Raw genomic sequence first — 22,708 nt, forward strand, 5'->3', positions numbered from 1 at the left:
GCCGATGACCGATGTATCGAGAATTCTTTTCCTCGCGCACACAGGTCAGGTGTCCGGCGCCGAGAAGGTGTTGCTCGATCTCATCGAACACGCTCAGCGCGGTGGCCACGATGTCGTCGTCGCCTGCCCGACCGGGCGCCTCGCCGAGTCGCTTCCGGCCGGTGTACAGCACATCCGCATCGAGCAACTCGGCCTCGGTGGAGAACGCGGACTCGCCCGTGTATTCGCTGCCGCGCAGTTGCTGCGAAGATGGGTTGCCGCAGGGCGCGCGCTCCGCAGCGTCGCACGCGAGGACGGCACCAGCACCGTCGTCAACTCCTTGTTCGCGCTTCCGGTAGCCCGGTTGGCGGGGCCGCGCACAGGTGCATCGTGGCTCGTACACGACACCATGACCAGCACCAAGCAACGCGCGGTCGTGGCGATGAGTCGGCCCGCGATTCGGGTCGCAGTCGCGGTGTCGGAGGCCACGGCTACCCCACTACGCGCCGCGAAGGTACCGGTCGTCGTGTCACACAACGGTGTTCGCTGGCCGGTGGAGGATTTCTCGGGCGGCGCGCACGAGCCGCCCGTCGTCGGAATGCTCGCACTGCTCACGCCATGGAAAGGGCATCGCATACTTCTCGACGCCGTGAGCGAACTTCCCGACGTTCGAGTGGAGTTGGCAGGAGGCAGCTTTCCAGGAGACGCGGAGTACGTCGACGAGCTGAAGACACGCGCCGAGCAGCCCGATCTCGCAGGCAGAGTCACATTTTTGGGCCACTTCGACCCTGAGTCCGCACTTCGACGTTGGGATGTCTTCGTCTCCGCCAGTACGTCCCCCGAAGCCGGCCCCTTGTCCGTGCTCGAGGCGATGTCGCATGGGCTGCCGGTCATCGGCACCGACCATGGCGGTACGAGCGAATTTCTCTCCGACGGTGCCGGAGTGCTGGTCACGCCGGGCGATGCCGCAGAACTGGCCGACGCGATCCGAGCGGTGCTCAGCGACGCGCGCCTACGCCGTTCGCTCGGTGACCGCGCTCGCGAGCGCGTGCGGTCCGATCATGATCTCGCTGTGACGCTGCCGCAGCTGCTGAAGGCTCTCACGGGCTGATCGTCGACCCGGCGGGTACCCCGAAGGCCATGACTGCCGCGTCGTCCTCCAGTCCCTCACCGAAACTCTCCAACAACTCCCGTAATTCGGCCACTATGCCGGCAGCAGTGGACGGTGCAGCCCGATGCGCGAATCGGAGCAAGGCACCGTCGTCGTCGTACCGCTCCCGATCGACTCCCGTTCTGGCCTCGGTCAGGCCGTCGGTGTAGAGAACGAAGGTATCGCCTGGTGCGAGTCGAACGCTCGTCGAGACGAAGCGAGCATTCGGAAGGATGCCGACCAGCTGGCCCCCTGGCGTTTCGACGTAGTCCGCGGTCCCGTCGCCGCGCAGAAGAAGCGCGGGAGGATGTCCGCCACTGGCCAATTCGACGTCGAACCCGTCGTCGCGGCGACTCAGGGTACCGAAGACGACCGTGCAGAATCGTGAATCCTCGTGACCGAATTCTTGGTTGAGTACGGCATCGAGGTTGTGCAGCACCGCAACCGGGTCATGGTCGTACACCGCTGCTGCTCGCAGCGTGTACCTCGTCAGCGACGTGACGACAGCTGCGACGGCGCCCTTCCCACACACATCACCGAGAAAGAAGCCCCAACTGCTGTCCGACAGTGGGAACATGTCGTAGAAATCGCCACCCACGTCGTCCGTGGATGCAGTGTGATAGTAGGCAGAGGCGTCGAGACCGGGCGGCGGAAACAACGAGGGCGGTAGCAGCGAGCGCTGAAGTGTGGACGCGAGAAGTTGCACACGTTCACGCTCACGCTCCGCACGGCGACGCTCCTCGAGCAGTTCCCGTTCGTATGCCCGTCGGTCTCGCGCATCGGTCGCGGTGATCCGTACCAGCATCGGATTGCCGTCCTCGTCGAGCCTGACATTGGCTGTGACGAACATCGGCAGCCTGTCACCGTCGGATGTCACGAAATCGAGAGCGACGCTGTCGATTTCGCCCCTCGAATACAGCAGCGGGGCAAAGTGGGTCTCGTGGTGGATCCGGCCCCCACCGGTCAGCAGGTCGGTGAACTGCGTGTTCAGCAGATCGTCACGGGAGAAGTTCAGCCATTTCAGAAGTGTGCCATTGACTTTCGCGATCCTGCCGTCGGGCCACGTCGACAGATAACCACAGGGCGCGTTCTCGTACAGGTCCTCGGCCGTGTCCAGCAGAATGGGGTCGAACTCGCTCATCGGGCGCCGATGAAGGACAGGATCGCCGACGCCGTCGCCTCCGGTTCGCTCAGATGCGGGCAATGCCCGTTCGCATCGAGCGTCACCAAGGTGCTTCCGCGCACGTGCTCGTGTACGAAACGACCCACTTCGCGTGGCGCCAGAGCGTCTCGTTCGCATTCGATCACCAGGGTCGGCGTCACCACCCTGTCGAGATCGGCTCGGTTGTCGGAGAGGAAGGTCGCCCGCGCAAAGGCACGCGCGCACGCCGGATCGGTCCGACAGAAACTCTCCGTCAGCTCCTCCCCCAGTTCCGGGCGATCCGGAGTGCCCATGATCGTCGGCGCCATCGCCCTGGACCACCCCAGGTAGTTGCTGTCCAGCGAATCCAGCAACTCGTCGACGTCCACACGACTGAAGCCGCCGCGGTAGTCGCCGTCGTCGATGTAGCGGGGCGAGGGAGTGAGAAGAACCAGCTTCTCGAACAGTTCAGGGTGCGCCGCTGCCGCCAGAACGCCGATCATCGACGCCACGGAATGACCGACGTACACGACATTGTTCAGGTCGAGTTCTCGAACGAGGTCCACGACGTCCTGCGCATACGTTTCCAGCGAGGAATACCGCGCTTCGGTCCACGCGGAGGTATCCGATCCACCTGCCCCGACGTGGTCGAACAGCACTACTCGGCACGACGGCGCCAACAGGTCGGTCACCGGTCGCCAGAGCTGTTGATCGCAACCGAAACCATGAGCCAAGACAACGGTCGGGCCGCCCTCGGCGCCCACCGTCGTCACATTGTTCTTGACTCGTACATCCACCGAGGCATTGTGTCACCTCGCCGGAATCGGTGCGCCGGTCACCTGGCGACTCGTGCCGCCGGCTGCCGGCGTGGCCGGTACTGCGTCCCGACTTCTGCGTGGAATAGAGCCCGGTCAATCTTCGTTGAAGCGTCAATGAAGAAGATCGGGTTCTTGTCTTTCGGCCACTGGACACCATCCCCGCAGTCCCGGACGCGCTCGGCATCGGACGTGTTGCTGCAGTCGATCGATCTCGCGGTCGCAGCAGAGGAGCTCGGCGCCGATGGCGCCTATTATCGAGTTCACCATTTCGCGAACCAGTTGTCGTCGCCATTTCCGTTGCTCGCCGCAGTGGGTGCCAGGACGAGCAAAATCGAAATCGGCACCGGCGTCATCGACATGCGGTACGAGAATCCGTATTACATGACCGAGGACGCCGGTTCGGCCGATCTGATCTCCGGAGGCCGATTGCAGCTCGGAATCAGCCGAGGATCGCCCGAACAGGTCATCGAGGGATACCGGTACTTCGGCCACAACCCGGCCGACGGCACCGATCACGCCGACATGGCTCGCGATCACACCAAGACCTTCCTCGACCTTCTCGGCGGTAAGGGCTTCGCCGAGCCGAATCCGAGCCCCATGTTTCCCAACCCTCCTGGCCTCCTGCGCCTGGAGCCACAGTCCCCCGGACTGCGCGAGCGAATCTGGTGGGGAGCCGGGACAAGGCAGACCGCAGAGTGGGCCGCAGAGCAGGGGATGAACCTGATGAGCTCGACACTGCTGAGCGAGGACACCGGAGTTCCGTTCCACCAGTTGCAGGCCGAGCAGATCGAACGCTTCCGAAAGACCTGGACCGATTCTCAGCACGCGTTCGAACCGCGCGTGTCGGTCAGTCGTAGCATCTTCCCGATCGTCGACGACACCGACCGTGCGTACTTCGGGCGAGCGGGAGGCGACGGCGATCAGGTCGGCTACATCGACGGCGGGAAGGCGCGATTCGGCAAAACCTATGCCGGAGAGCCGGATCGATTGATCGAGGAGTTGGCCGAGGACGAGGCCATCGCTGCTGCCGATACGCTGCTGTTGACCATTCCCAATCAACTGGGCGTCGACTACTGCGCGCACGTTCTCGAGTCGATACTGCGGGACGTGGCTCCTGCATTGGGCTGGCGTTGATTCAGGCCCCTTGACTGCGGCATCCCTGGATATCCTTATCGAGCCAGGTCTCGCAACGGAATGCGATTGGACGCAGCAGGCTCAGGCGCCGACCGAAGCGCTCGACACCTGCTGCGCCCTCCCCGCCGCAAGCTTCTTCGCGGCCGCCTCTGGTGTCGAGGACTCGGCGTCGGAGATCGCAAATACTCGCCCGAGCGATTCTCCGATGCCCACAGCCCGTTCGTGCACAGTCGATTCCGACCATCCCAGGACTTCGCGGCCGACGAGGTGAATCGCCCCACCTGCGTTGGCAACGAAGTCAGGCGCGTACAGAATTCCGCGCTTGTTCAAGATCTCGCCCGCGTATTCGTCGGCCAGCACGTTGTTCGCTGCGCCTGCGACGACAGCACAGTCGAGATTTGAGGCGACGTTCGCGGTGATGACCCCGCCCATCGCGCACGGCGCGAATACATCACACCGGGTCGTCAGTACATCGTCGGGCTCGATCACCGTGTGCCCCAGTGCCCTGGCATGGCCGAGTCGCTCCCGGTCCGTATCCGCTACCAGTAGCCGCGCTCCCGCGTCCGCGGCCAGAGCGGCGACCGAGCCACCGACGGCTCCGAGCCCCTGAACGAGCACCGTCAGCCCATCGAGCGTCCCCAATCCGCGATGGTGAGCCGAGGCCTTGATCGCCTCGAAAACGCCGATGGCCGTGGTAAGAGCGCTCGAACCTGCGCCGCCCCGCTCGATGGATCGGCCGAACACGAAACGGGTCGTGTCGTTCAAGACATCCATGTCCGCGGAGTTGGTGTTGACGTCGGGGCCGGTCCAATAACTTCCGTTGAGCTTGTTCAGATTCTCGGCGTGAATTTCGAGAATGCGGGTCCACGACTTCGGATCGATGTCCTTACGTGGCGCGGGCAGTGCGATGACTGATTTACCGCCGCCCATCGGGAGGTTGCTGACTGCCATCTTGAGAGTCATCGCGCCTGCCAACTTCCCTGCGTCGGCAAGCGCAGCGTCGAGCGTCGGGTACTGCGCGGCTCTTGTCCCTCCTGCCGCGGGTCCAAGGACAGTGGAGTCGAGGCGGATCACGAACCACGCGCCGGTCTCACGATCGAACCGGGTCACTGTCAGTTCGCCATCCCATTCCAAGGTTTCTTCGATGCTCACGACCTGGTTTCCCTTCGACATGCGGCGATCAGAGGCTGGACGAACGATTGCGGCGCGCAGAGCAAGCAGCACAGAGAGCCGCGGAGTCGCGCCGGTCTTCAGTCTCACAGTCGAAGTCGCCAAACATCCAGCCAGCGAACACATTGACTACATTCAGGGCAAGAAGTAACCCATCGCTGGACAATTGGTTCGAGGTCGACGCACAAGCGAAGCCCGAGCAGACAATCGGCCGCCCTGCTCGGGGGTGCGCGATCATGACGAGTTCGCGACGTGCTCCGAGTATTCGCTGAGCAACAGCGCAAGCCGCTCGACCATGAAGCTGTAATAGCCGTGCATCGCTCGCAACCTGCCCTGCTGCGCGGGAGGCAGTCCTGCTCCCTGCCTTTGTGCAGTCTCGGCCAGCGCGAGAAGGTCTTGAGTCTGTTCCAGCTGATGCTGAAGGCATCCGATCCATGCATCCTCACGCCACCGATACACGAACTGCCGACTTCCCTGCTCCTTGAATCTCTCGACGGTCCCCGTCGACACCAGCAATCGGGTCGTCTCGGACACCGATCCCTTGCTTGCATCGAGAGCCAGTTGCAGGTGCTGCATCGTCATCGGCGTTTCGCTGAGTATCAGCACGCCTGCGGCTCGGCCCGCCATGGGCGGCCACCCCATGGCGGCGCCGATGCGGACTCCGAAATCTTCCACCAGGGTGTCCGTGAGAGCGCTGTTGTCGAGCGGCAACGACGCCACCACCTTCCATCCGATCAGTAAAAACTGAATATTCACTCTTGACTGAACTAAGCTCGTGGAGAATCATACTCGGCAGAGCCCGGGCACCTCCGGATGCCTCATTCGAGCATTTCATCAATGGAGGTCCAATGGTGACCGAGACAGGCTGGGATCTGATCGTAGTCGGAGCGGGTTCGGCGGGCGCAGCGCTCGCGGTTCGGTCCGCAGAGAAGGGCAAGCGCGTCCTCCTCGTGGAAGCCGGGCCGAACTACCGCTCCGCCCAGATGCACGAAGCATGGCGATCACCCAATCCGATACGCGCCCTGCTGGATCCGACAGCTACGGAGCAGCTGGTCTGGGCTGGACTCGATGCCGCACGTACCGAGAAACAGTCGCACACGCCGTACTGGCGTGGGCGTGGAGTGGGTGGCAGTTCTTCCATCAATGGGCAGATCGCGATCCGCCCACCCATGGCGGATTTCGACGACTGGGTGGCCTCCGGCTGTACAGGGTGGGCGCCGACCGATGTGTTGCCCTATTTCGCCAAGCTCGAGGACGACGAGGAATACGGCGACGAGCCCTACCACGGCAGAGGCGGTCCGACTCCTGTCTATCGGACACCGCAGGAACACTGGGGCTCGGTGGATACTGCGCTCAGCCGAGCAGCGCAGGCCGCCGGACACGCATGGGCGCCGGATGTGAATGCACCCGGAGCATTCGGCGTCTCGCCGTACCCGATCAACTCACGGCATCAGCGGCGTGTTTCGGTCAACGACGGTTACCTGGAGGGGGCACGTGATTGCTCGAACCTCACGATCCGCGGTGATGCCACAGTGGACAAACTGACCTTCTCCGGAAACCGAGTCAACGGCGTTCAGGTGATCGTCGACGGCGTGGCCAGCATCGAGCAAGCGGACGAGGTTGTGCTGAGCGCCGGGGCAATCCACTCCCCTGCAATCCTCATGCGCTCCGGAATAGGACCGGCAAGCGACCTCCGCGCCCTGGATATCGGCGTTCGCCAGAACCTACCCGTTGGCCGCGGGTTTCAGGATCACCCGATGGCAGTCGTATCGATACCGCTGATCGAGGAGGCGGGAATTCAGAGCTCGGACGACCGTCATACCAACGTATGTGTCCGATACCGAAGCGGTGCCCATGCACCGGAGGGCGACATGATGTTCGTCTCCCAGAATCAGAACGTGGTCGCAATGGCCAACCCGGACATGCGTTCGCTCGCAGGCGCTTTCGGCGTCTGGGTCAACCAGGCGCACTCACGCGGCGAGCTGACCTTGACGTCGGCCGACTTCGCGGTTCAACCCCAGATTCACTCCAGGATGCTGTCCGACGAGCGGGATCTGAGTCGTCTACGCGACGGAATACGCGCACTCGTCGAGCTTGCCCGGGATCCGGCCGTCGGCTCGATCACCCACGGTGCACTCGAAAGCGAAAACGGCGCTTTGTTCGCAGTGCTCGACAACGACAGCGAGCTGGACGACTACCTATTGTCCACGGCAAGTGATGTTCAGCATGCGACGAGCACATGCCGAATGGGCGCAATCGATGACGCCGACACGGTCGTCGACCCGTCGTGCCGAGTTCTCGGCATCGATCGACTTCGAGTCGTCGACGCGTCGATTTTTCCGACGGTGCCACGCGCAAACACCAATCTGACCGCGATCATGGTCGGCGAAGTCATGGCCGACAGGCTCGACTGACCCTGTACCACAACAGAAACGAGTTCAGCATGAAGATCTTGCAGAATCTGATCGGCGGCGTCTGGGAAGACCCGCTGTACGCGGTGCAGCTCGACCTGATCAACCCCGCGACCGAGGAGCTCATCGCACGGTACCCAGCCGGGTCGGCCGACGACGTCGACCGCGCCGTCGACGCGGCTGACGACGCTCATGCCGAATGGGCCGCGCTGCCGGTCACCGAGAGAGTGGAGCATCTCGCTCGGTGGGCGAGCGCGATCGACGAGCATGCAGACGAACTCGCCGAGCTGGAATGCCAGGAGATGGGAAAGCCGATCGCTCTCGGTCGATCGTTCATCGATGGGGCCGTCCAAGGATTCCGATTCGCCGCCGAGGAAGCAGTGCAGTATCCGTTCGTCGAAACGATCCCAGCTGCAGACGGCTCGAGCTCTACGATCGTGCGCCACCCCCTCGGTGCCACTGCCGTCATCACCCCGTGGAACTTTCCGGTCCCGATGGTGCTCGGCGCTCTCGGACCGCTTCTCGCTGCCGGGAACACGGTTGTCGTGAAGCCGTCCGAACGTTCACCGCTCTCGACTGCCAGGTTGTTCGAACTGTGCACCCTTCCACCAGGGGTTGCCAACCTCGTGCTGGGAGATTCTCGTGCCGGTGCGCCGTTGACGGCCCATCGCAAGATCAGATTGGTGCACTTCACCGGATCCGTACAAGCAGGCCGTCGGATCGGAGCCGAAACCGGAAGTCGCCTGTGTAGGTCGGTCCTCGAACTCGGCGGCAAGGATCCCGTCGTCGTGGACGCAGGGGTCGATCCGGTTGCAACCGCACAGGCAGTGGCGTTCGGTGCCTTCGTCAACACTGGTCAGATCTGCACGTCGATGGAACGAATCTACGTACACCGAGACATAGCCGACGCGTTCATCGATGCACTCACCGACGCCGCATCCACCTTCACATTCGGCGACGGTCACGACGCCGAGACCGTCATGGGCCCGATGGTCGACGACCGCCAGAGAACCATCGTCCATCAGCACGTCACCGACGCTCTCGCACGAGGCGCGCACGTGCGATGCGGTGGTCAGGTTCCCCAGGGCCGTGGATTCTTCTATCCAGCAACAGTTCTCACCGACGTGGACGACAGCATGCTGGTCATGACCGAAGAGACATTCGGCCCGATCGCGCCGGTGGTCGTCGTCGACTCGTTCGAGGAAGGCATCGAGCGCGCAGGGGGGTCCAGATTCGCACTGGGGGCCACCGTCTACACGAGAGACCCCGCACACGCAGCTGCGGCGAGCGCCATACCGGCTGGCGTCACATGGATCAATCAGTGGCAGGGTGGCGGCCCGGAAAGACTGTACGAACCGGCAGGAGACAGCGGCATGGGCGCCACCGGTGCCAGAGCCGCATACGACGCCGCCACTCGCCCCGCGACGATTCACACGGCAGCAGGGCTCGGTTCTTCGTGACCACCGTCGATGAGGCGAAACACATTGTAGCGCAGCGTATCGACGAGATCGGTGGCCAGCTCGTGGAGCTGTCCCACCGTATCCACTCGAACCCGGAACTGGGGTTCGACGAGCACAACGCGAGCAGGTGGGTCGCAGATGCACTCGGTGATGCAGGGTTTCGAGTACAGCACGGTTGCTACGGTTTGCCCACCGCGGTGCGGGCCACGATCGGTTCGGGGCCGGTGCACATCGGCATCTGCGCCGAGTACGACGCCCTACCCGACATCGGACATGCCTGCGGGCACAACGTAATCGCGGCAGCCGGTGTGGGCGCAGCCATCGGCCTTGTCGACGTTGTCGACGTGTTGGGTCTCACGGTCACCTTGCTGGGCACGCCTGCGGAGGAAGGCGGCGGCGGCAAGATCCACATGCTCGACCGTGGAGCCTTCGACGGGATGGACGCCGCCATGATGGTCCATCCAGCGGCCGTCGAGATGGACGCGATGCCCGGGACAGCGGTGTCCCAGTTCGAGGTTCGCTACACCGGCCGACCCGCTCACGCAGGCGCGTATCCCGAACTGGGCGTCAACGCCGCGGATGCGATGATCATCGCGCAAGTCGCTATCGGCCAGCTGAGGCAGCAAACACGCAACAGCGACCGGATCCACGGGATAGTGACCAGTGCGGGCAGTGCCGTGAACGTGATTTCAGATTCTTCGGCCGGACGGTGGATCGTCCGTTCGGACACGGCCGACGCGCTCGCCACGCTCACCGAACGGGTCAAGCGCTGCTTCGAAGCAGGAGCGTTGGCCAGCGGGTGCACGCTGGCGATCACCCCGTCCGGCCCCGATTACGCCGACCTTCGGCCTGACGCTCACCTGCTGGCCCTGTACCGCGCCAACGCCGAGGCTCTGGGCCGAGTATTTCCTGTCCTGCCCGACGGCGTGACAGGCGCCGCCACCGACATGGGCAACGTATCCCACCTCGTTCCGACTATTCACCCCATGCTCGGTCTCGATTGCCTGCCCGCGGCCAACCATCAACCTGAATTCACCGCTGCGTGCATCACCCCTACCGCGGACAGAGCCGTGCTCGACGGTGCAACGGCCATGGCGTGGACAGCCGCCGACTTCGCCAGGAGCAGGTTGCCGAAGATGAACTCCCACGCTTGATGGACCAGTGACAACGCTGCCGAGTCGCCCAGCGTCGACGCGTCGGCGATCGAACTGCAAGGATCGGTCTCATGGCACACATACAGCGTTTCGACCACGTCGGCATCACCGTCGCGGACCTGAAGTCGGCAACGGAATTCTTCGTTGCGCTGGGTCTCGAAGTCGAAGGCACCGGATCGGTGGAGGGTGAGTTCGTGGAGACCGTGTGCGGTATTCCCGGCGCTCAGTGCCAGATCGCGATGCTGAAGGCACCGGATGGAGGGGCTCGGCTGGAACTGTCGAGCTTCGTCACGCCCGACAACGTCGTCGGGTCGCCGGCGGCGATGGCCAATGAACTCGGCCTTCGCAATGTGTCCTTCGAGGTCGGCGATCTGGCTGCAGCCGTCGGTGCAGTCGCCGTGGACGGATACGGTCTCGTCGGCGGCATCGGTGAGTTCGAAGGCAGCGTGCGAATGGCCTACGTCCGTGGGCCCGACGGGATCATCGTGTCCCTGTTCGAGCAGACCGGGTAACACGCAGCACCGCGCGACGGCGTCCATAACTCCGCCGGCCCGAGTTCCTGGCCTTAGGGTGTAGCCGTGAATTGGGAGTTCGAGGGCGAGGTGTTCCAGTGGCGTGGGCCTGCGCCGTACTTCTTCGTCGCCACACCCGCCCATGTCGACGACTTTCTGCACGCCCACCTCGGCGAGCTGACGTACGGCTGGGGCGTCATTCCCGCGCGGGTACGCGTCGGCGATACCGAGGTGACGACATCGCTGATACCAAGGGACGGCGTATATCTGGTGCCGCTGAAGGTGGCACTACGCCGTCCCGAAGGCATCGACGACGGTGACGCGGTGCGGATTTCTCTGCGCGTCGGCTCGTGAGTCCGCCCTATTCGACGAGTTTCCCGGCGGTGTCGACAGTCCGCATCAACGCGCGGATTTCACTGGGTATCGGCGGGATCGATTCGTGCTCTATCTTTCCCGGACCGGACCAGACGAGGTTCACCTGCAGCGATGCGTCGATGTCGGGATAATCGGACCTGTTGTGGCAGCCTCTGCTCTCGCGGCGTTCGAGCGCTGCTTCCATTGTTGCCCGCGCGGCGAGGGCCGAAGACTTCAGATCGAACGCGTGCGCGAGATCGGCAAACCCTGCAATGTCGGGATGCACCCCGATATCCGACATCCGAGCCTCGATGGCATCGAGCTCGGACAATCCCGCACGAAGCCCCTCTTCGTCACGCACGACCCCGGCATGGTCGGTCATGGTGTTTCGTATGGCGCGTTGCAGTGCACGCACATTCTCACGTCCGTCGGCAGCGAGGAGCGCATCGACTTCTTCTCGCGCATCCGTGATCGCCTCGTGCGAACGTATCTGAGCGTCGAGCCCCTCGGAGTATGCAGCCGCGGCCTGTCCGACGATGCGACCGAATACCAACAGCTCGATGAGCGAATTACCACCCAGCCGGTTCGCCCCGTGGAGTCCGCTCGACGCCTCGCCGATCGCGTAGAGCCCAGCAACATCGGTACTGTGATCCTCCGGCCGCACCCATACTCCACCCATCGAATAATGCGCAGTGGGAGCGATCTCGATCGGATCGGTTGTGATGTCGAGCATCTGAAGCTCGAGAAGCGTCTGATAGACACGAGGCAGTCGGCGCATGATGACCTCACGGTCGAGGTGTGAGACATCTAGCCACACACCGCCGTTGGCGGTACCGCGCCCCTCCTTGATCTCGGTATACGCAGCAAGGGCCACCCTGTCGCGTGTCGACAGTTCCATTCGCTGAGGGTCGTAGCGATCCATGAATCGCTCACCCCGTGCATTGCGCAGAATTCCGCCCTCACCTCGCGCCGCCTCGGAAACCAGTGTGCCGGCGGCATTTTCCGGCTCGATGAGACCGGAAGGGTGAAATTGGACGAGCTCGGGATCTCGGATACGGCCACCGGCCTCGACCGCGAGGCGGAACGAGTCGCCGGTGTTCTCGTCGCGCCGAGACGATGATCGTCGCCAGATCCGGTTGTGGCCTCCCGCAGCGAGAATCACGGCATCGGCGTGAATGACGTACCGGCTACCGGTCACCATGTCGAACCCGTACGCACCGAAGATGACGTTGTCACGGACGAGGAGCTTCGTGATGTAGACGGTGTCGAGGATCGGTATGTCGAGGGACTCGGTGCGCGCAATGAGGGTGCGTTGGATCTCGAGGCCGGTGTAGTCACCGGCGAAGGCGGTTCGTCGGAAGGTGTGAGCGCCGAAGAAGCGTTGGGAGATACGGCCATCGCCCTCTCGGGCGAACGGCATTCCGTACCGGGTCAGGTCCGCGATTCCTCGTTCGGCACCCTCCGTCACGATCTGGACGGTCTGTGGATTGGCCAGAAGGTAGCTTTCCTTCAAAGTGTCGGCAGCGTGCTGTTGCCACGAGTCCTCGGGATCCATCGTCGCCAGCGCGGCGTTGATGCCGCCCGCCGCGAGAGAGGTATGCGCATCCATTTTCGGACGCTTGCCCACCACCAGGACGGAAGTGCCGTGCTCGGACAATTCGATTGCAGCGCGCAGACCGGACCCACCCGATCCGATCACCAGCACTGAAGTCGTCAGTCGCCGTTCAGTCGAATTCATGACTCCCATACTCCTTTCAGCGGCAGAGTGCCGCACTATCTCTTTGGACACACGTCCGTGGGTCATGCGAATTCACTTCGGAGCCGAAGCAATGCACCCCACCGCGTGTCAGCTACGGGCGTCGATCGGCACGTATTCGAATGTCGGCCCGGCAAGGGTGACTCCGTCACCCGACGGCAATGACATCAGATCTTGCGCTTGCCCTTTCAACGTGAACATTGCTTCGATCGCCGTGTTCATGCCCGAGGGATTGCCGTTGAATGTGTCCTCCAACAAGTAGAGAAGGAGGCAGTACGTGTTGTTGAACCGATCCTGAGCAGTACGCACAGCGCTTCCCTCGGGCGCGTCGGCCACCTTCGGATTGCTCCGCATGGGCCGCACTCCGTCGAAGTCCACCGCGATCTCCTCCCCTGTCGGTCCCGATCGGGGCGTATCTCCGGTTCTGAATCGTCGACCGCACTTCAGCTCGACGAACCGATAGTAGTGTGCCACTTCGTCGAACTCCGGATGGAAGACGTTCTTGTTTCCGTCCCAGGCATCGGTTCTCGCGGCCCCTTCGCCCTGTTCGACTATCTCCTTCAGTGCAGCCGAAGCCGAAGCAAGATCGTGCACGGGAACGATGTTTCCAGCGGTGCTGCTGAAATGGATTTCATGAAGCTGACGCTCAGGGGCACCACTGAACACAGCATCCTCCCCCAGGGTTTCACAGAGCATTCGGAGGCCGGTTTCGACTGCTGCGTAGAACTGGCCGATGCTGTGATATCGATCGGCTTCCGGCGGCGCCTCGGCCGATGCAGGCTTCTCGATGGCCAGGAACAATTCCAGAGCGGCCGGACCGAACGGCGCCAAGTCGATCCGAACGGATCCGTCACTGTGCGGCAACGTGTGTGGGTAGGAAGGAAGGATCTCGGGACTGTCGAGCACGGGTTTCCCACCGACCGCGTTGAGCAGATTGGCAGCAAGTGCCAGATGCAGCATCTCCTCGACGAACACACTGCTGATGACTTGCGCTGCTTCGGAATTGCGACTGAGATCGAGTGAGTACAACGCGTACATGTACGGCGGAATCGTGCTGTGTTCCAGCTCGATAGCCCACTGCAAGTGGGTTCGTAGATCGTCCAACGTTTCTATGGTCACGATACTTGTGGTCATTGTGCAGGCCTGATTTCAGGGGATTCGGCGTGGCAGTGAGCTGATGTCGATGCTGTTGCCCGGCGGCGGGTGGGACCAGTCGCGTTCTGCTTGACGCATACCTCCGATGAAGAGGCCGTCTGAAACCCGGTGCTCCCGCTCCTACGTCGCGACATCGTCCGGACAACGCATGAGGATCAGTGGCGTTCGATCACGGCTTGGGGCCGCTGACGACGTCCACCGCGAGCCATGCGTCGAACGTGGTCTCGGCGCGCTGCGCATCGTCGCTCGGCACGAGCTCACGGCCGGACAGGATGGCACCGAAGTACGGAGCGCCGTCGTCGACGACGACTGCACGTGGATCCTGGTGCGCTTTCAGTCCGCGGGCGATGAAGTCCGCGAGTGTGAACACCTCGGGCCCACCGATCTCGACCGTTCCGTTCAACGGAGCACCGACGCTGACTCGACCGACTGCGCTCGCAACCTCGTCGGCGGCCATCGGCTGAACCGACGCGGACGAGAGCCGGACCTCGTCGCCGACAGTTGCCCCACGTGCGATGGACTTGAAGAACTCGAAGAACTGCGTGGCATGGACAATGGAGTACGGGATTTTCGACTTCTTGATCAGGTTCTCCTGCACGACCTTTGCTCGCATGTACCCGCTGTCGGTGAGGCGTTCTGTACCTACCACCGACAACGCGACGTGGTGACCGACGCCCGCTTTGGCCTCTGCCGCGAGGATGTTCGTCGTTGCACGCGTGAAGAAGTCGAGTACGGCCGCATCTTCGAATGACGGTGAGTTGGAGACGTCGATCACCACGTCGGCTCCGACCAACACCTCGTCCAACCCTTCACCTGTCAGCGTGTCCACACCCGAGTTGGGCGACGCCGCAACCGCTTCGTGTCCGTGTTCCCCGAGCTTGGTGACGACCTTGGAGCCGATGAGACCTGTTCCGCCGATGACAACGATCTTCATGAGATTTCCTTCCGCTGTTCGCCGGAGGCCTTGGTGGTCACCCGGTCATACTCTTCGACCGGACGGCACACGAGTTTGTGACAGCGGATTTCTGATCGCTTACTGTCGGCACGACTCCATCACCGGTCACGCACCGAGATACCGGGTAGAAGTACGCGCACTACGCTGTCGACAACGTCGGCGGATGTCTCGTTCGGGCGGGTGAGGCAGCGAAAGAGCACGTTGTTGGTGAGCATGATGGCTACCTCCATCACCGGTGCGTCGTCTCCGAACACCCCCGCTTCTCGGCCGCGTTCGAGGATCGGCACGACCGCAGAGGGTAGATGCAGATTCTCCATCACAGTGGTCACCGTGTTCGGTTGTTGAAACTGCTCGAACGTAAGCGCAAGCAACATCCCCGAGCTCATCGCTCGGTTCCCGATCACGAAGTCTCCCAACGCGATGAGCGTGCGATGCAGCGCGGCACGCGGCTCGACTCCGAGCTTTTCGTCGGCGCGGCGGAGACGGTGAACCCGCTCGAATTCCGGTTTCAGGGCAGCGACGATGATGTCGATCTTGCTCGGAAACAGCCGTCTCACGTCATCGACCCGGATCCGAGCGGCCGTGGCGATATCGGCGAGCGTGACCAGAAAGTAGCCGTTGTTCGCGAACAGCGTCTCGGCGGCGTCGATGATGTCGGCTTCGAGGTCGAAGCGCAGTGGGTCCGAACCCGTGTCCGGCTGTATCGGATCGGACGGAAGGACGACTCGATCGGAATGTATCGGGTCGATTGCCCCACGCAGGATCGAGTCGGTTGCGGCCTCCACATCCCGGTCGGAGATGGAGCCGGGCGTGAGCATCTCGCGCAGCGCAAGACCGTCGACGAGTGCGCCGAGCACCGTGGACAAGGTCGTCAGTGTCGATGGCTGGCGTACCGACCCGCCGCGGGACCGAACTGCCTCACCCACCATCGCTCGAAAGTCGCCGTCCAGGCGTTCGAACTCGGGGGCGACGGCTTTGCGCGCCCCATCGTGGTCACTGGCAAGGAGAGCCGCGATGAGTCGGCCGCGCATCGACCCTGACGCCAGGTCGTCGAACACTGCTGATGCCATCGACTCCCCCTCTGCTGCAGCGAGTCCGGTGTAGTTCATCGTGAGGTTGGCGAGCAAGTCTTCGACGAATGCTTCCTTCCCGCCCGTGCCGCCGGCGCGAGAGGTACCCGGGTAGGTGTTGTGGAACGTCTGATGCGAAAGTCCGGCTTCCTCGACAACGGCAGAAATGGACAGCGAGCGCACGATTTCGGTTGTGTCGATCTGACCCAACAGACGTGAACCGGCGTGCAGCAGCTGCTCTCGCGGCGTCGACCTGGAACTCACAGGAAATCCACCTCTACAAAGTCCGAAAACCAGAATAGACGCTGAACTATACCGAGCGGACTGTTCCGCTCGCAGCATGTAGTTCCAACTACATGCCAGTAGAGATGAAACTAGATTTTTGACAATCCAGTCAGAATCGATTGTGTTGCAGCTGTTTCGAGGCCGTGATCAGATTGGGCAAACTACAAGCATCCTCGTCCAACGGCCCTGCACAACAGCTGCCTGTGACGAAAATCCGGAGGGAACGCCTCGACGCACATCGGCGGCCATCGCGAACCCCTCTCCATCGGGCAGGCCGGCCCCACGGTCTCCAGCGCCCCAGCCCTCGCCCAGAAACCAACCGGCACCAGAAACCAACCGGCACCAGAAACCAACCGGATGTTCAGGAGAAACAACCGTGCTCACCTCACCACGCACCCATGTGCATCGGTCGTCTGTCGGCAATCGCGTCGTGCCGTCAGGACGTGCGACAGGCCTACGCCCTCCCGCATCACCCGCTCGAATCCCAGCGCCGACCTACGCCAGAGCGGGATTGAGCGAGCGCGAAGTCACGGTGCTCAAAGCGTGGCTCGACTGCGATTCCAAGCTGGACGTCGCAGCACACCTACATATCGCTTTGGGGACGGTCAACACCCACCTGTCCCGTATTCGCGACAAGTACGCGAAGGTGGACCGGCCCGCTCCGACCAAGGCGGCGCTCGTCGCGCGAGCGCTTCAGGACGGTTTCGTCACCCTCGATGAACTGTGACGACAGCGCCGAGTTGCGATGTCATCCTCGGGACTCTCCTGGTGACGTGCCGTAGGCATCGCGAAATGCCGCGTAGAAGCTGCTGACCGACCCGAATCCCGACGCCAGCGCCACGCGGGCGACGCCCTGGTCGGCCCACGCCGGATCCCGCAGTCGCTCAGCTGCGCGCTCGAGTCTGGCATGGCGAATCATCCGCGACGGCGTTGTTCCTGCGGCCGCCAGCGCAGTCTGGACGTGGCGCGGAGACCATCCCAGTTGCGACGCGAGTGTCCTCGGGGTGAGGTCCGGGTCGTCGCTGCGGCGACGCACGATCTCCGCTGCCTCGGTCGGCAGGGATGACGCGTGCTGCTCCCGGTCCTTCCGGCGGCCCATCAGTGACGCGAGCGACTCTGCAACTGCGACGAAGTCCGCCGTGTCCAGCGACTCACGCTCACGCGAGATCTGCCTCATCATCGCCAGGCCGACTGCCCCTGCGCCGGACGTCACATCGATCGACCGCGGCACCCTGGGATCGAAGTCTCGCTGCAGTCGATCCAGCGGTGTGCTGAACACCCATGCCCGCGCACCCCGGCCGTGAGCGATGGTGAACGCACTGGCCATCGAGATCGCGACAGCGGTACCCGGGTCGAGGTCGAGCTGCCGCCCGTCGGCCTCGACCACGAACCTTCCGCTGCGGGGCACGAGGATCCTGACCGTCTCGTCACCGTCGCGTCGCACATCGCGGTCGCGGCGGCGGTAGATCACGGCGTCCGAACAGAACTCGACCAGCTGCATGTCGCCGGCGCGCTGCACCACGGTGATGCCGTCGAAGGTAGCGGGCTGTGACGGACTCAACGCGAGCATGCCGTGATTGCGCCGCACTTCCTCGGTCCAGACCTCGAGCTGATCTGCATCGGCGAACGCGTCGGTGTCGATGCCCGTCACCGCATAGGGCGCTGGAGATGCCGGTGTCATGGACAGCACCCTCCTCGGCATCGTGCGCAGATCCGGAAGAACGGTGCGCGCGGCCGGAAGCCGCGCCCATCGATCCCGCATAACGTCGTAAGCCTAACGTGTCGCCCATCACACGAGCGGCCTGAACGGAAGGACGACGATGACCTCCACCTCGACACCAGACCTGCTGTACGCCGAGATCCGCGATGGGAGCATCGCGTATGTCGACTCCGGCGCGGCAGACGGGACGATCTTCGTGCTGAGTCACTCGCTGTTCTTCGATCACACCATGTTCACACCGCTGACAGCACTCCTCGTCGACGCCGGCCACCGGGTCGTCGCGTACGACCACCGCGGTCAGGGCGCCAGCTCCCCCGCCAACCTCGCCCGACTGTCGATGGACGAGCTGACCGAGGATGCCGCCGCCTTCATCGAGCACCTCGACCTCGGCCCAGTTCACTTCCTGGGCAACTCGATGGGCGGCTTCATCGCTCTCCGCCTCGCCACCCGGCGGCCCGAGCTGCTGCTCTCCGCAATCGCCGCCAGTTCGTCGGCCGAGGAGGAACACCAACTCGAAGCCTTCGCACCGCTCGTCGACGCGCTGCACGAGGCGGGAGCCGAACCGGTCGTCGACACACTCATGCACATCATGTTCGGCGATACGAGCTTGGCGACCGGAGGCCCAGTCGTGCAGCACTGGCGTGGAAAGATGGCTGCGCTGCCGAACACCATCGCCGACAGCGCCGATCGCGTGATCCACCGCGACGGACTCGTCGAAGAACTGGCGGAATGCGGCGTTCCAGTTCTCGCCATCTCCGGGAGCGAAGACCATGCCTATCCGCCGCCCCTTTCGGACGAGCACATCGCAGCAGCCACCGACGGCACATTCCGGCGTGTGCCCGCCGCTGGGCATTCGGTGAGTCTCGAGCAACCGCAGACGGTGTTCACACACCTGATCGAGCACCTCGCGGCCGTGTTGACCGCGCATACCTGACCCGGCAGCGGCCGCGATCACGTCGGCGACTCGATCAGTCTCGTTTCGCCTCGTACCGCAGCAACACCGTGCCGCCGGGAAAGGTGCGGTTCTCCAACAGCCGCAGCGAGATCCATGACGGCAGTGTCGGGAAGAACGGTGTGCCGCCTCCCAGGGCGGTGGGTGTGAGCACGATCCGGTACTCGTCGACCAGTCCGGCCTGCACGATCGGTGCAGCCAGCGTGGCGCCTGCCACCTCCAACTGACCTTCGGTTTCGGCCTTGAGCTTCGTGACCACCTCCACCGGATCGCCGCGTTCGAGGCGCGAATTCCAGTCGACGGAGTCCAAGGTGCGCGAGAACACGACCTTGGGCATGTGGCACCAAACATTCGCGAAATCGACGATCAGCGGGGTGGCGTCCGGTGCCTTGTCGGCGGTAGGCCAATACGAGGACATCAGCTCGTAGAGGCGACGCCCGTAGAGCGCAAGCGCCGTCTCCCGCTCGAAGTCGTTCCAGTACTGATGCAGTTCTTCGCTCGGATCGGAGAAGTCGATGCTGCCTTGTGCGTCTGCGATGTATCCGTCCACCGACACGTTGAAGCCATAGATGAGTTTTCCCATGCCGATCAGACCGTGAGAGAAGGCAGAACTCATCGCGGAGGCAAAGGCGCCGCCAACCGCTCGGATTCGGCGGCACCATCCGAACGTGCCATCACCGTGCGAGAGCGCCGGTTCGCCTCCTGACGTCAGAGTCCGTTGCCCACTCCTGTGACACGTGCAGCACCGTACAAGCTCTGCGCTGTGCCTGCGAAGATCTGCTGCCGGTCGTCGTCGGACACACCTGCCAGCACACCTTCGGCGAGCACCACGAGTTCGGGAAGCGACTGTTCGGCCGCGGGGAGGTTGGATCCCCACGCGATCCGGTTCGATCCGAATGCACCGAGCACCGGGTCGAGGAATTCGGCAGCCTTCTCGCCGACGTCGTGGAGTCGTTCGAGGTTGCGATGGGTAAGTTTGAGATGCAGCGCCTGGTGCACAGCGAGCTCTGCGACCAGTTCGCCTGCAGCGTGCGGGGAGGATTCGATGTCGGGGTAACCCATGTGGTCCAGCAGGATCCGAACGTTCGGGTACCTGCGAAGAAGGACGTGCAGCTGCTCTGTTGCGGGTCCGAGCCGCATCTGCAGGCACACTGGGACGTCGAGTTCGGTTGCTTTCTCCCAGAACGGGTTCGTTTCAGGAGCAGCGAACCATTCACCTTGCACGGGGACGGTGCTTCCGCTGGTGAACAGCCGTACGCCGTCCAGACCACCGTCACCGACTGCCCGTTCCAGGTTGTCGGCGGCGTCGGGACGCAGCGGGTCCACGGTCCCGACAGCGAGGAACCTGTCGGGATGCTGGGCTTTGCTGTCGAGAACGTACGAGTTGTCGTATCCGTAGGCAGTTGTGGCCTGAACCAGCACGGACCGATCGATGCCGGATGCGTCCATGCGCTCGATCATCTGATCTGTCGTGACAGGTCTGGAACTGGCCCAACTCGACTGGGTCCCGCCGATGGGGGCACGGGGGTAGCGGGTCTCGTCGTCGGAAATGATGTGGCAGTGGGTGTCGATGATGGTCATCGTGGGAGCCTTCCTCCTCTGTGGGTACAGCTCACGCGTTCGGGTAGTCGCCCTTGGCGAACCATTGAGTGATGTCGTCCGGAAAATCTGCGTCCAGTAGTCCTTGATCTCGCGAGAACTTCACCAGCGCCCGTATGCTGGCGTCGTTGGAGCCGAAGCCGTATGGGATCGGATCGCTACCGATTTGCTTGGCCTGCTTACCCAGTCGCTCCAGCATCGTCCACTCGGGATCGTCTTCGACCTGGCGGCGTTTGCTCTCGGAGAATGCTTCGTAGAGAGCCGTGGGGAGCTGCGGGTCACGTTCGACGAGTTCACTTTTGATTGCTATGACCGAATGCAACGGGTAGATACCCGTGCGCAGATACCAATCGGTCTCGAGGACTTCGTGATCTGGAAACAGCGGGTACGGTCCGTCGCCAGAGGCGGGTTCTTCTGTTGCGGCCGCCCATCCTGCCCGCGGGGCTCCTGCTCGTCCGGTGCCGGCGTTGCCGCTGAACGCGGCATCGATGTCGCCCGCGCGCAGTAGTTCACCGAGTGATCGACCGTCGGTGACTCGTGTGACGTTCGATGGGGCCCTGCCTTCGATGTGGTCGTCGTCGTCGATGACCCATTCGACGCGGCCGGCGTCCAGGCCGTACTCGTCGTGCAGAATCCCCCGCATCCACACGCCCGTGGTGACGGTGTACGCCCGGACGCCGATTTTCTTTCCCTGCAGGTCTGAAGGGAAACGAATTCCCGACGTCGTGCTGCATTGCACGTCCGAGTGATGGAAGCGGCGATTGAGAAAGACCGGAATGCCGGTCAGTTGCACGCCCGCCTGCAGCGCCATCAGATACGAGGTTGGAGCAAGTTCGCATACATCGAATTCGAGGTCCCTGATCATTCGCCGGTATGCACCGATGATCGGTTTGACCTCGACTGGTTCGATTGCGTAGCCGGGGATCTGGATCTTCCCGGATAGAAGTGCTTTCACGTGCGGGTAGTCGCCGAGTGCAACCGAGAGGGTGGTCATGTTCGAACCTTTCACTGTTGGTGGGGTCGCGGTCAGGCCGTCAGCCGCGAAGCGGCGACTCCCAGGGCCGCGGATGTCCGCTCGACCAGTTCGTCGAAGTCGACCGGTCGAGGCAGCAGACCCTGCTCGTAGGCGTAGCGAGACGCGTCGGTGATGGGGCCTCGCAGCCCGTCGAAGCCCACCGGATTCAACGCCACGGCATTCGAGTTGGTGTCGCGGGCAGCGACCGACTCTGCGAGCGCGTCGTACACCGCCAGAACGGCCTTCGGATTCTGCTCAGCGAAAGCGACATTGACTCCGACGACGTGATTGACCGGTGCGAAGCCCTTCTTTTCGGCCCACCTCTCGGCCACATCCAGCGCGTTCGGAATTGCGGTACGAATTCGGTCGTCGGCTGGCAGTTCGTTGCCCATGATCGCGAAATCGAGTCGACCTTCGAGGAAGTCGTCCTTGAGTTTCGCACCGTCAGGCGCACGATGAACCCAGGCAGGGTCGGTGGCGCCGTCGACATGGCCGCCTTCGTAAGTGCGCCACTGCACATCTCGAAGATCGATACCGTACTGGTCGCCGAGGAATCCGCGAAGCCACACCCCGGTGGTCTGGCTCCACGCGCGAACTCCGATGCTCCGTCCCCGAACGTCCTCGACTCCGAGCTCGGACATCGTGACAAGAGTCTGATGCTGGTGGCGGCCGAGCATGGTCACCGGCAGTAGCGCCACCGGCTTGTCGTGTGCGACCGCTTGAAGCAGGGTGACCACCGCGAGTTCACACAGATCTGCTGCCGAGTCGTTCACGAAACCGCGTGAGGCCTTGTGTATAGGCCGGACATCGAGCCTTTCGGGTTCTGCGCCGACTGCCGCTGCAGCCTCGAACGCAACGGCAGCAACGTCGTCTTTGCCTAATGTGATCTTCATGGACGGATCCTGTTCTGCTCGAGTT

General features: G+C 63.1%; 22 protein-coding genes. 9 read left to right on the forward strand and 13 right to left on the reverse strand.

Going from position 1 to position 22,708, the window contains the following annotated elements:
* Positions 1-4: 4 nt before the first annotated feature.
* On the forward strand, positions 5-1,090 hold the full coding sequence (locus tag RY1_RS05735; protein ID WP_072802703.1) for a glycosyltransferase family 4 protein: 1,086 nt from the start codon (positions 5-7) through the stop codon (positions 1,088-1,090).
* Here the strand turns inward: RY1_RS05735 and RY1_RS05740 are convergent.
* Together RY1_RS05740 and RY1_RS05745 are read right to left on the reverse strand one after the other, a co-directional pair.
* Positions 1,080-2,270 (reverse strand): SpoIIE family protein phosphatase, encoded by a 1,191-nt coding sequence (locus tag RY1_RS05740; RefSeq protein WP_072802553.1) that lies wholly within the window; start codon positions 2,268-2,270, stop codon positions 1,080-1,082. The two genes, RY1_RS05735 and RY1_RS05740, sit on opposite strands and share 11 nt — an antisense overlap.
* Positions 2,267-3,067 (reverse strand): alpha/beta fold hydrolase, encoded by an 801-nt coding sequence (locus tag RY1_RS05745; protein ID WP_072802554.1) that lies wholly within the window; start codon positions 3,065-3,067, stop codon positions 2,267-2,269. Before RY1_RS05745 ends, RY1_RS05740 begins: the two co-directional genes overlap by 4 nt.
* Before the next feature lie 135 nt (positions 3,068-3,202).
* Here RY1_RS05745 and RY1_RS05750 point away from each other — a divergent pair, with 135 nt between their 5' ends.
* Positions 3,203-4,222: an LLM class flavin-dependent oxidoreductase gene (locus RY1_RS05750; RefSeq protein WP_072802555.1), complete on the forward strand. Its 1,020-nt coding sequence runs from the start codon at positions 3,203-3,205 to the stop codon at positions 4,220-4,222.
* An 81-nt stretch (positions 4,223-4,303) separates the two neighbouring features.
* Here RY1_RS05750 and RY1_RS05755 read toward each other — a convergent pair whose 3' ends face one another.
* Entirely contained in the window at positions 4,304-5,374 is a 1,071-nt protein-coding gene (locus tag RY1_RS05755; protein ID WP_072802704.1) for a Glu/Leu/Phe/Val dehydrogenase family protein, read from the reverse strand.
* 252 nt (positions 5,375-5,626) lie between these two features.
* Positions 5,627-6,148 carry a GbsR/MarR family transcriptional regulator gene (locus RY1_RS05760; protein WP_245819501.1) on the reverse strand — a complete coding sequence of 174 codons (522 nt, stop codon included), beginning with the start codon at positions 6,146-6,148 and terminating at the stop codon, positions 5,627-5,629.
* Between the two features lie 92 nt (positions 6,149-6,240).
* Here RY1_RS05760 and RY1_RS05765 point away from each other — a divergent pair, with 92 nt between their 5' ends.
* From RY1_RS05765 to RY1_RS05785, 5 genes are all read left to right on the forward strand, one after another.
* Positions 6,241-7,806, forward strand: a complete 1,566-nt coding sequence (locus RY1_RS05765) for a GMC family oxidoreductase (protein ID WP_072802557.1) — start codon at positions 6,241-6,243, stop codon at positions 7,804-7,806.
* A 29-nt stretch (positions 7,807-7,835) separates the two neighbouring features.
* The gene (locus RY1_RS05770) at positions 7,836-9,263 is read left to right on the forward strand and encodes an aldehyde dehydrogenase family protein (RefSeq protein WP_072802558.1); all 1,428 of its coding nucleotides are present in this window, start codon (positions 7,836-7,838) and stop codon (positions 9,261-9,263) included.
* Entirely contained in the window at positions 9,260-10,417 is a 1,158-nt protein-coding gene (locus tag RY1_RS05775; RefSeq protein ID WP_084727196.1) for a M20 family metallopeptidase, read from the forward strand. Before RY1_RS05770 ends, RY1_RS05775 begins: the two co-directional genes overlap by 4 nt.
* Positions 10,418-10,488: 71 nt before the next feature.
* Entirely contained in the window at positions 10,489-10,929 is a 441-nt protein-coding gene (locus tag RY1_RS05780; RefSeq protein WP_072802559.1) for a VOC family protein, read from the forward strand.
* A gap of 66 nt (positions 10,930-10,995) precedes the next feature.
* Positions 10,996-11,283, forward strand: a complete 288-nt coding sequence (locus RY1_RS05785) for a DUF1905 domain-containing protein (RefSeq protein ID WP_072802560.1) — start codon at positions 10,996-10,998, stop codon at positions 11,281-11,283.
* A gap of 7 nt (positions 11,284-11,290) precedes the next feature.
* On the opposite strand, the gene RY1_RS05790 is transcribed toward RY1_RS05785, so the two are convergent.
* From RY1_RS05790 to RY1_RS05805, 4 genes are all read right to left on the reverse strand, one after another.
* A complete protein-coding gene (locus tag RY1_RS05790; protein ID WP_072802706.1) occupies positions 11,291-13,021 on the reverse strand; it encodes an L-aspartate oxidase in 1,731 nt (576 codons plus the stop codon).
* A 108-nt stretch (positions 13,022-13,129) separates the two neighbouring features.
* The gene (locus tag RY1_RS05795) at positions 13,130-14,158 is read right to left on the reverse strand and encodes a ferritin-like domain-containing protein (RefSeq protein ID WP_218019775.1); all 1,029 of its coding nucleotides are present in this window, start codon (positions 14,156-14,158) and stop codon (positions 13,130-13,132) included.
* 205 nt (positions 14,159-14,363) lie between these two features.
* The gene (locus RY1_RS05800; RefSeq protein WP_072802562.1) at positions 14,364-15,128 is read right to left on the reverse strand and encodes an SDR family oxidoreductase; all 765 of its coding nucleotides are present in this window, start codon (positions 15,126-15,128) and stop codon (positions 14,364-14,366) included.
* A gap of 119 nt (positions 15,129-15,247) precedes the next feature.
* The gene (locus RY1_RS05805) at positions 15,248-16,483 is read right to left on the reverse strand and encodes a TetR/AcrR family transcriptional regulator (RefSeq protein WP_072802563.1); all 1,236 of its coding nucleotides are present in this window, start codon (positions 16,481-16,483) and stop codon (positions 15,248-15,250) included.
* 397 nt (positions 16,484-16,880) lie between these two features.
* Between RY1_RS05805 and RY1_RS30945 the strand changes: the two genes are divergently transcribed.
* Positions 16,881-17,231: a LuxR C-terminal-related transcriptional regulator gene (locus tag RY1_RS30945; protein WP_084727197.1), complete on the forward strand. Its 351-nt coding sequence runs from the start codon at positions 16,881-16,883 to the stop codon at positions 17,229-17,231.
* A gap of 21 nt (positions 17,232-17,252) precedes the next feature.
* Here the strand turns inward: RY1_RS30945 and RY1_RS05815 are convergent, their stop codons facing one another.
* On the reverse strand, positions 17,253-18,185 hold the full coding sequence (locus tag RY1_RS05815; RefSeq protein ID WP_169914574.1) for an AraC family transcriptional regulator: 933 nt from the start codon (positions 18,183-18,185) through the stop codon (positions 17,253-17,255).
* A gap of 139 nt (positions 18,186-18,324) precedes the next feature.
* On the opposite strand from RY1_RS05815, the gene RY1_RS05820 reads away from it, so the two are divergent.
* Positions 18,325-19,158, forward strand: coding sequence for an alpha/beta fold hydrolase (locus RY1_RS05820; protein ID WP_139279734.1), 834 nt, complete (start codon positions 18,325-18,327; stop codon positions 19,156-19,158).
* A gap of 34 nt (positions 19,159-19,192) precedes the next feature.
* On the opposite strand, the gene RY1_RS05825 is transcribed toward RY1_RS05820, so the two are convergent.
* The 4 genes from RY1_RS05825 to RY1_RS05840 all read right to left on the reverse strand — a co-directional run bounded on the left by RY1_RS05825 (position 19,193) and on the right by RY1_RS05840 (position 22,683).
* Positions 19,193-19,759, reverse strand: a complete 567-nt coding sequence (locus tag RY1_RS05825; protein WP_072802710.1) for a dihydrofolate reductase family protein — start codon at positions 19,757-19,759, stop codon at positions 19,193-19,195.
* 125 nt (positions 19,760-19,884) lie between these two features.
* A complete protein-coding gene (locus RY1_RS05830; protein ID WP_072802564.1) occupies positions 19,885-20,757 on the reverse strand; it encodes an amidohydrolase family protein in 873 nt (290 codons plus the stop codon).
* A gap of 31 nt (positions 20,758-20,788) precedes the next feature.
* Entirely contained in the window at positions 20,789-21,769 is a 981-nt protein-coding gene (locus tag RY1_RS05835) for a substrate-binding domain-containing protein (protein WP_072802565.1), read from the reverse strand.
* Between the two features lie 32 nt (positions 21,770-21,801).
* On the reverse strand, positions 21,802-22,683 hold the full coding sequence (locus RY1_RS05840; RefSeq protein ID WP_072802566.1) for a substrate-binding domain-containing protein: 882 nt from the start codon (positions 22,681-22,683) through the stop codon (positions 21,802-21,804).
* Between the last annotated feature and the right edge of the window lie 25 nt (positions 22,684-22,708).

It is taken from the genome of Rhodococcus yunnanensis NBRC 103083, from assembly GCF_001895005.1.
GTDB classification, from domain to species: Bacteria; Actinomycetota; Actinomycetes; order Mycobacteriales; family Mycobacteriaceae; genus Rhodococcoides; species Rhodococcoides yunnanense.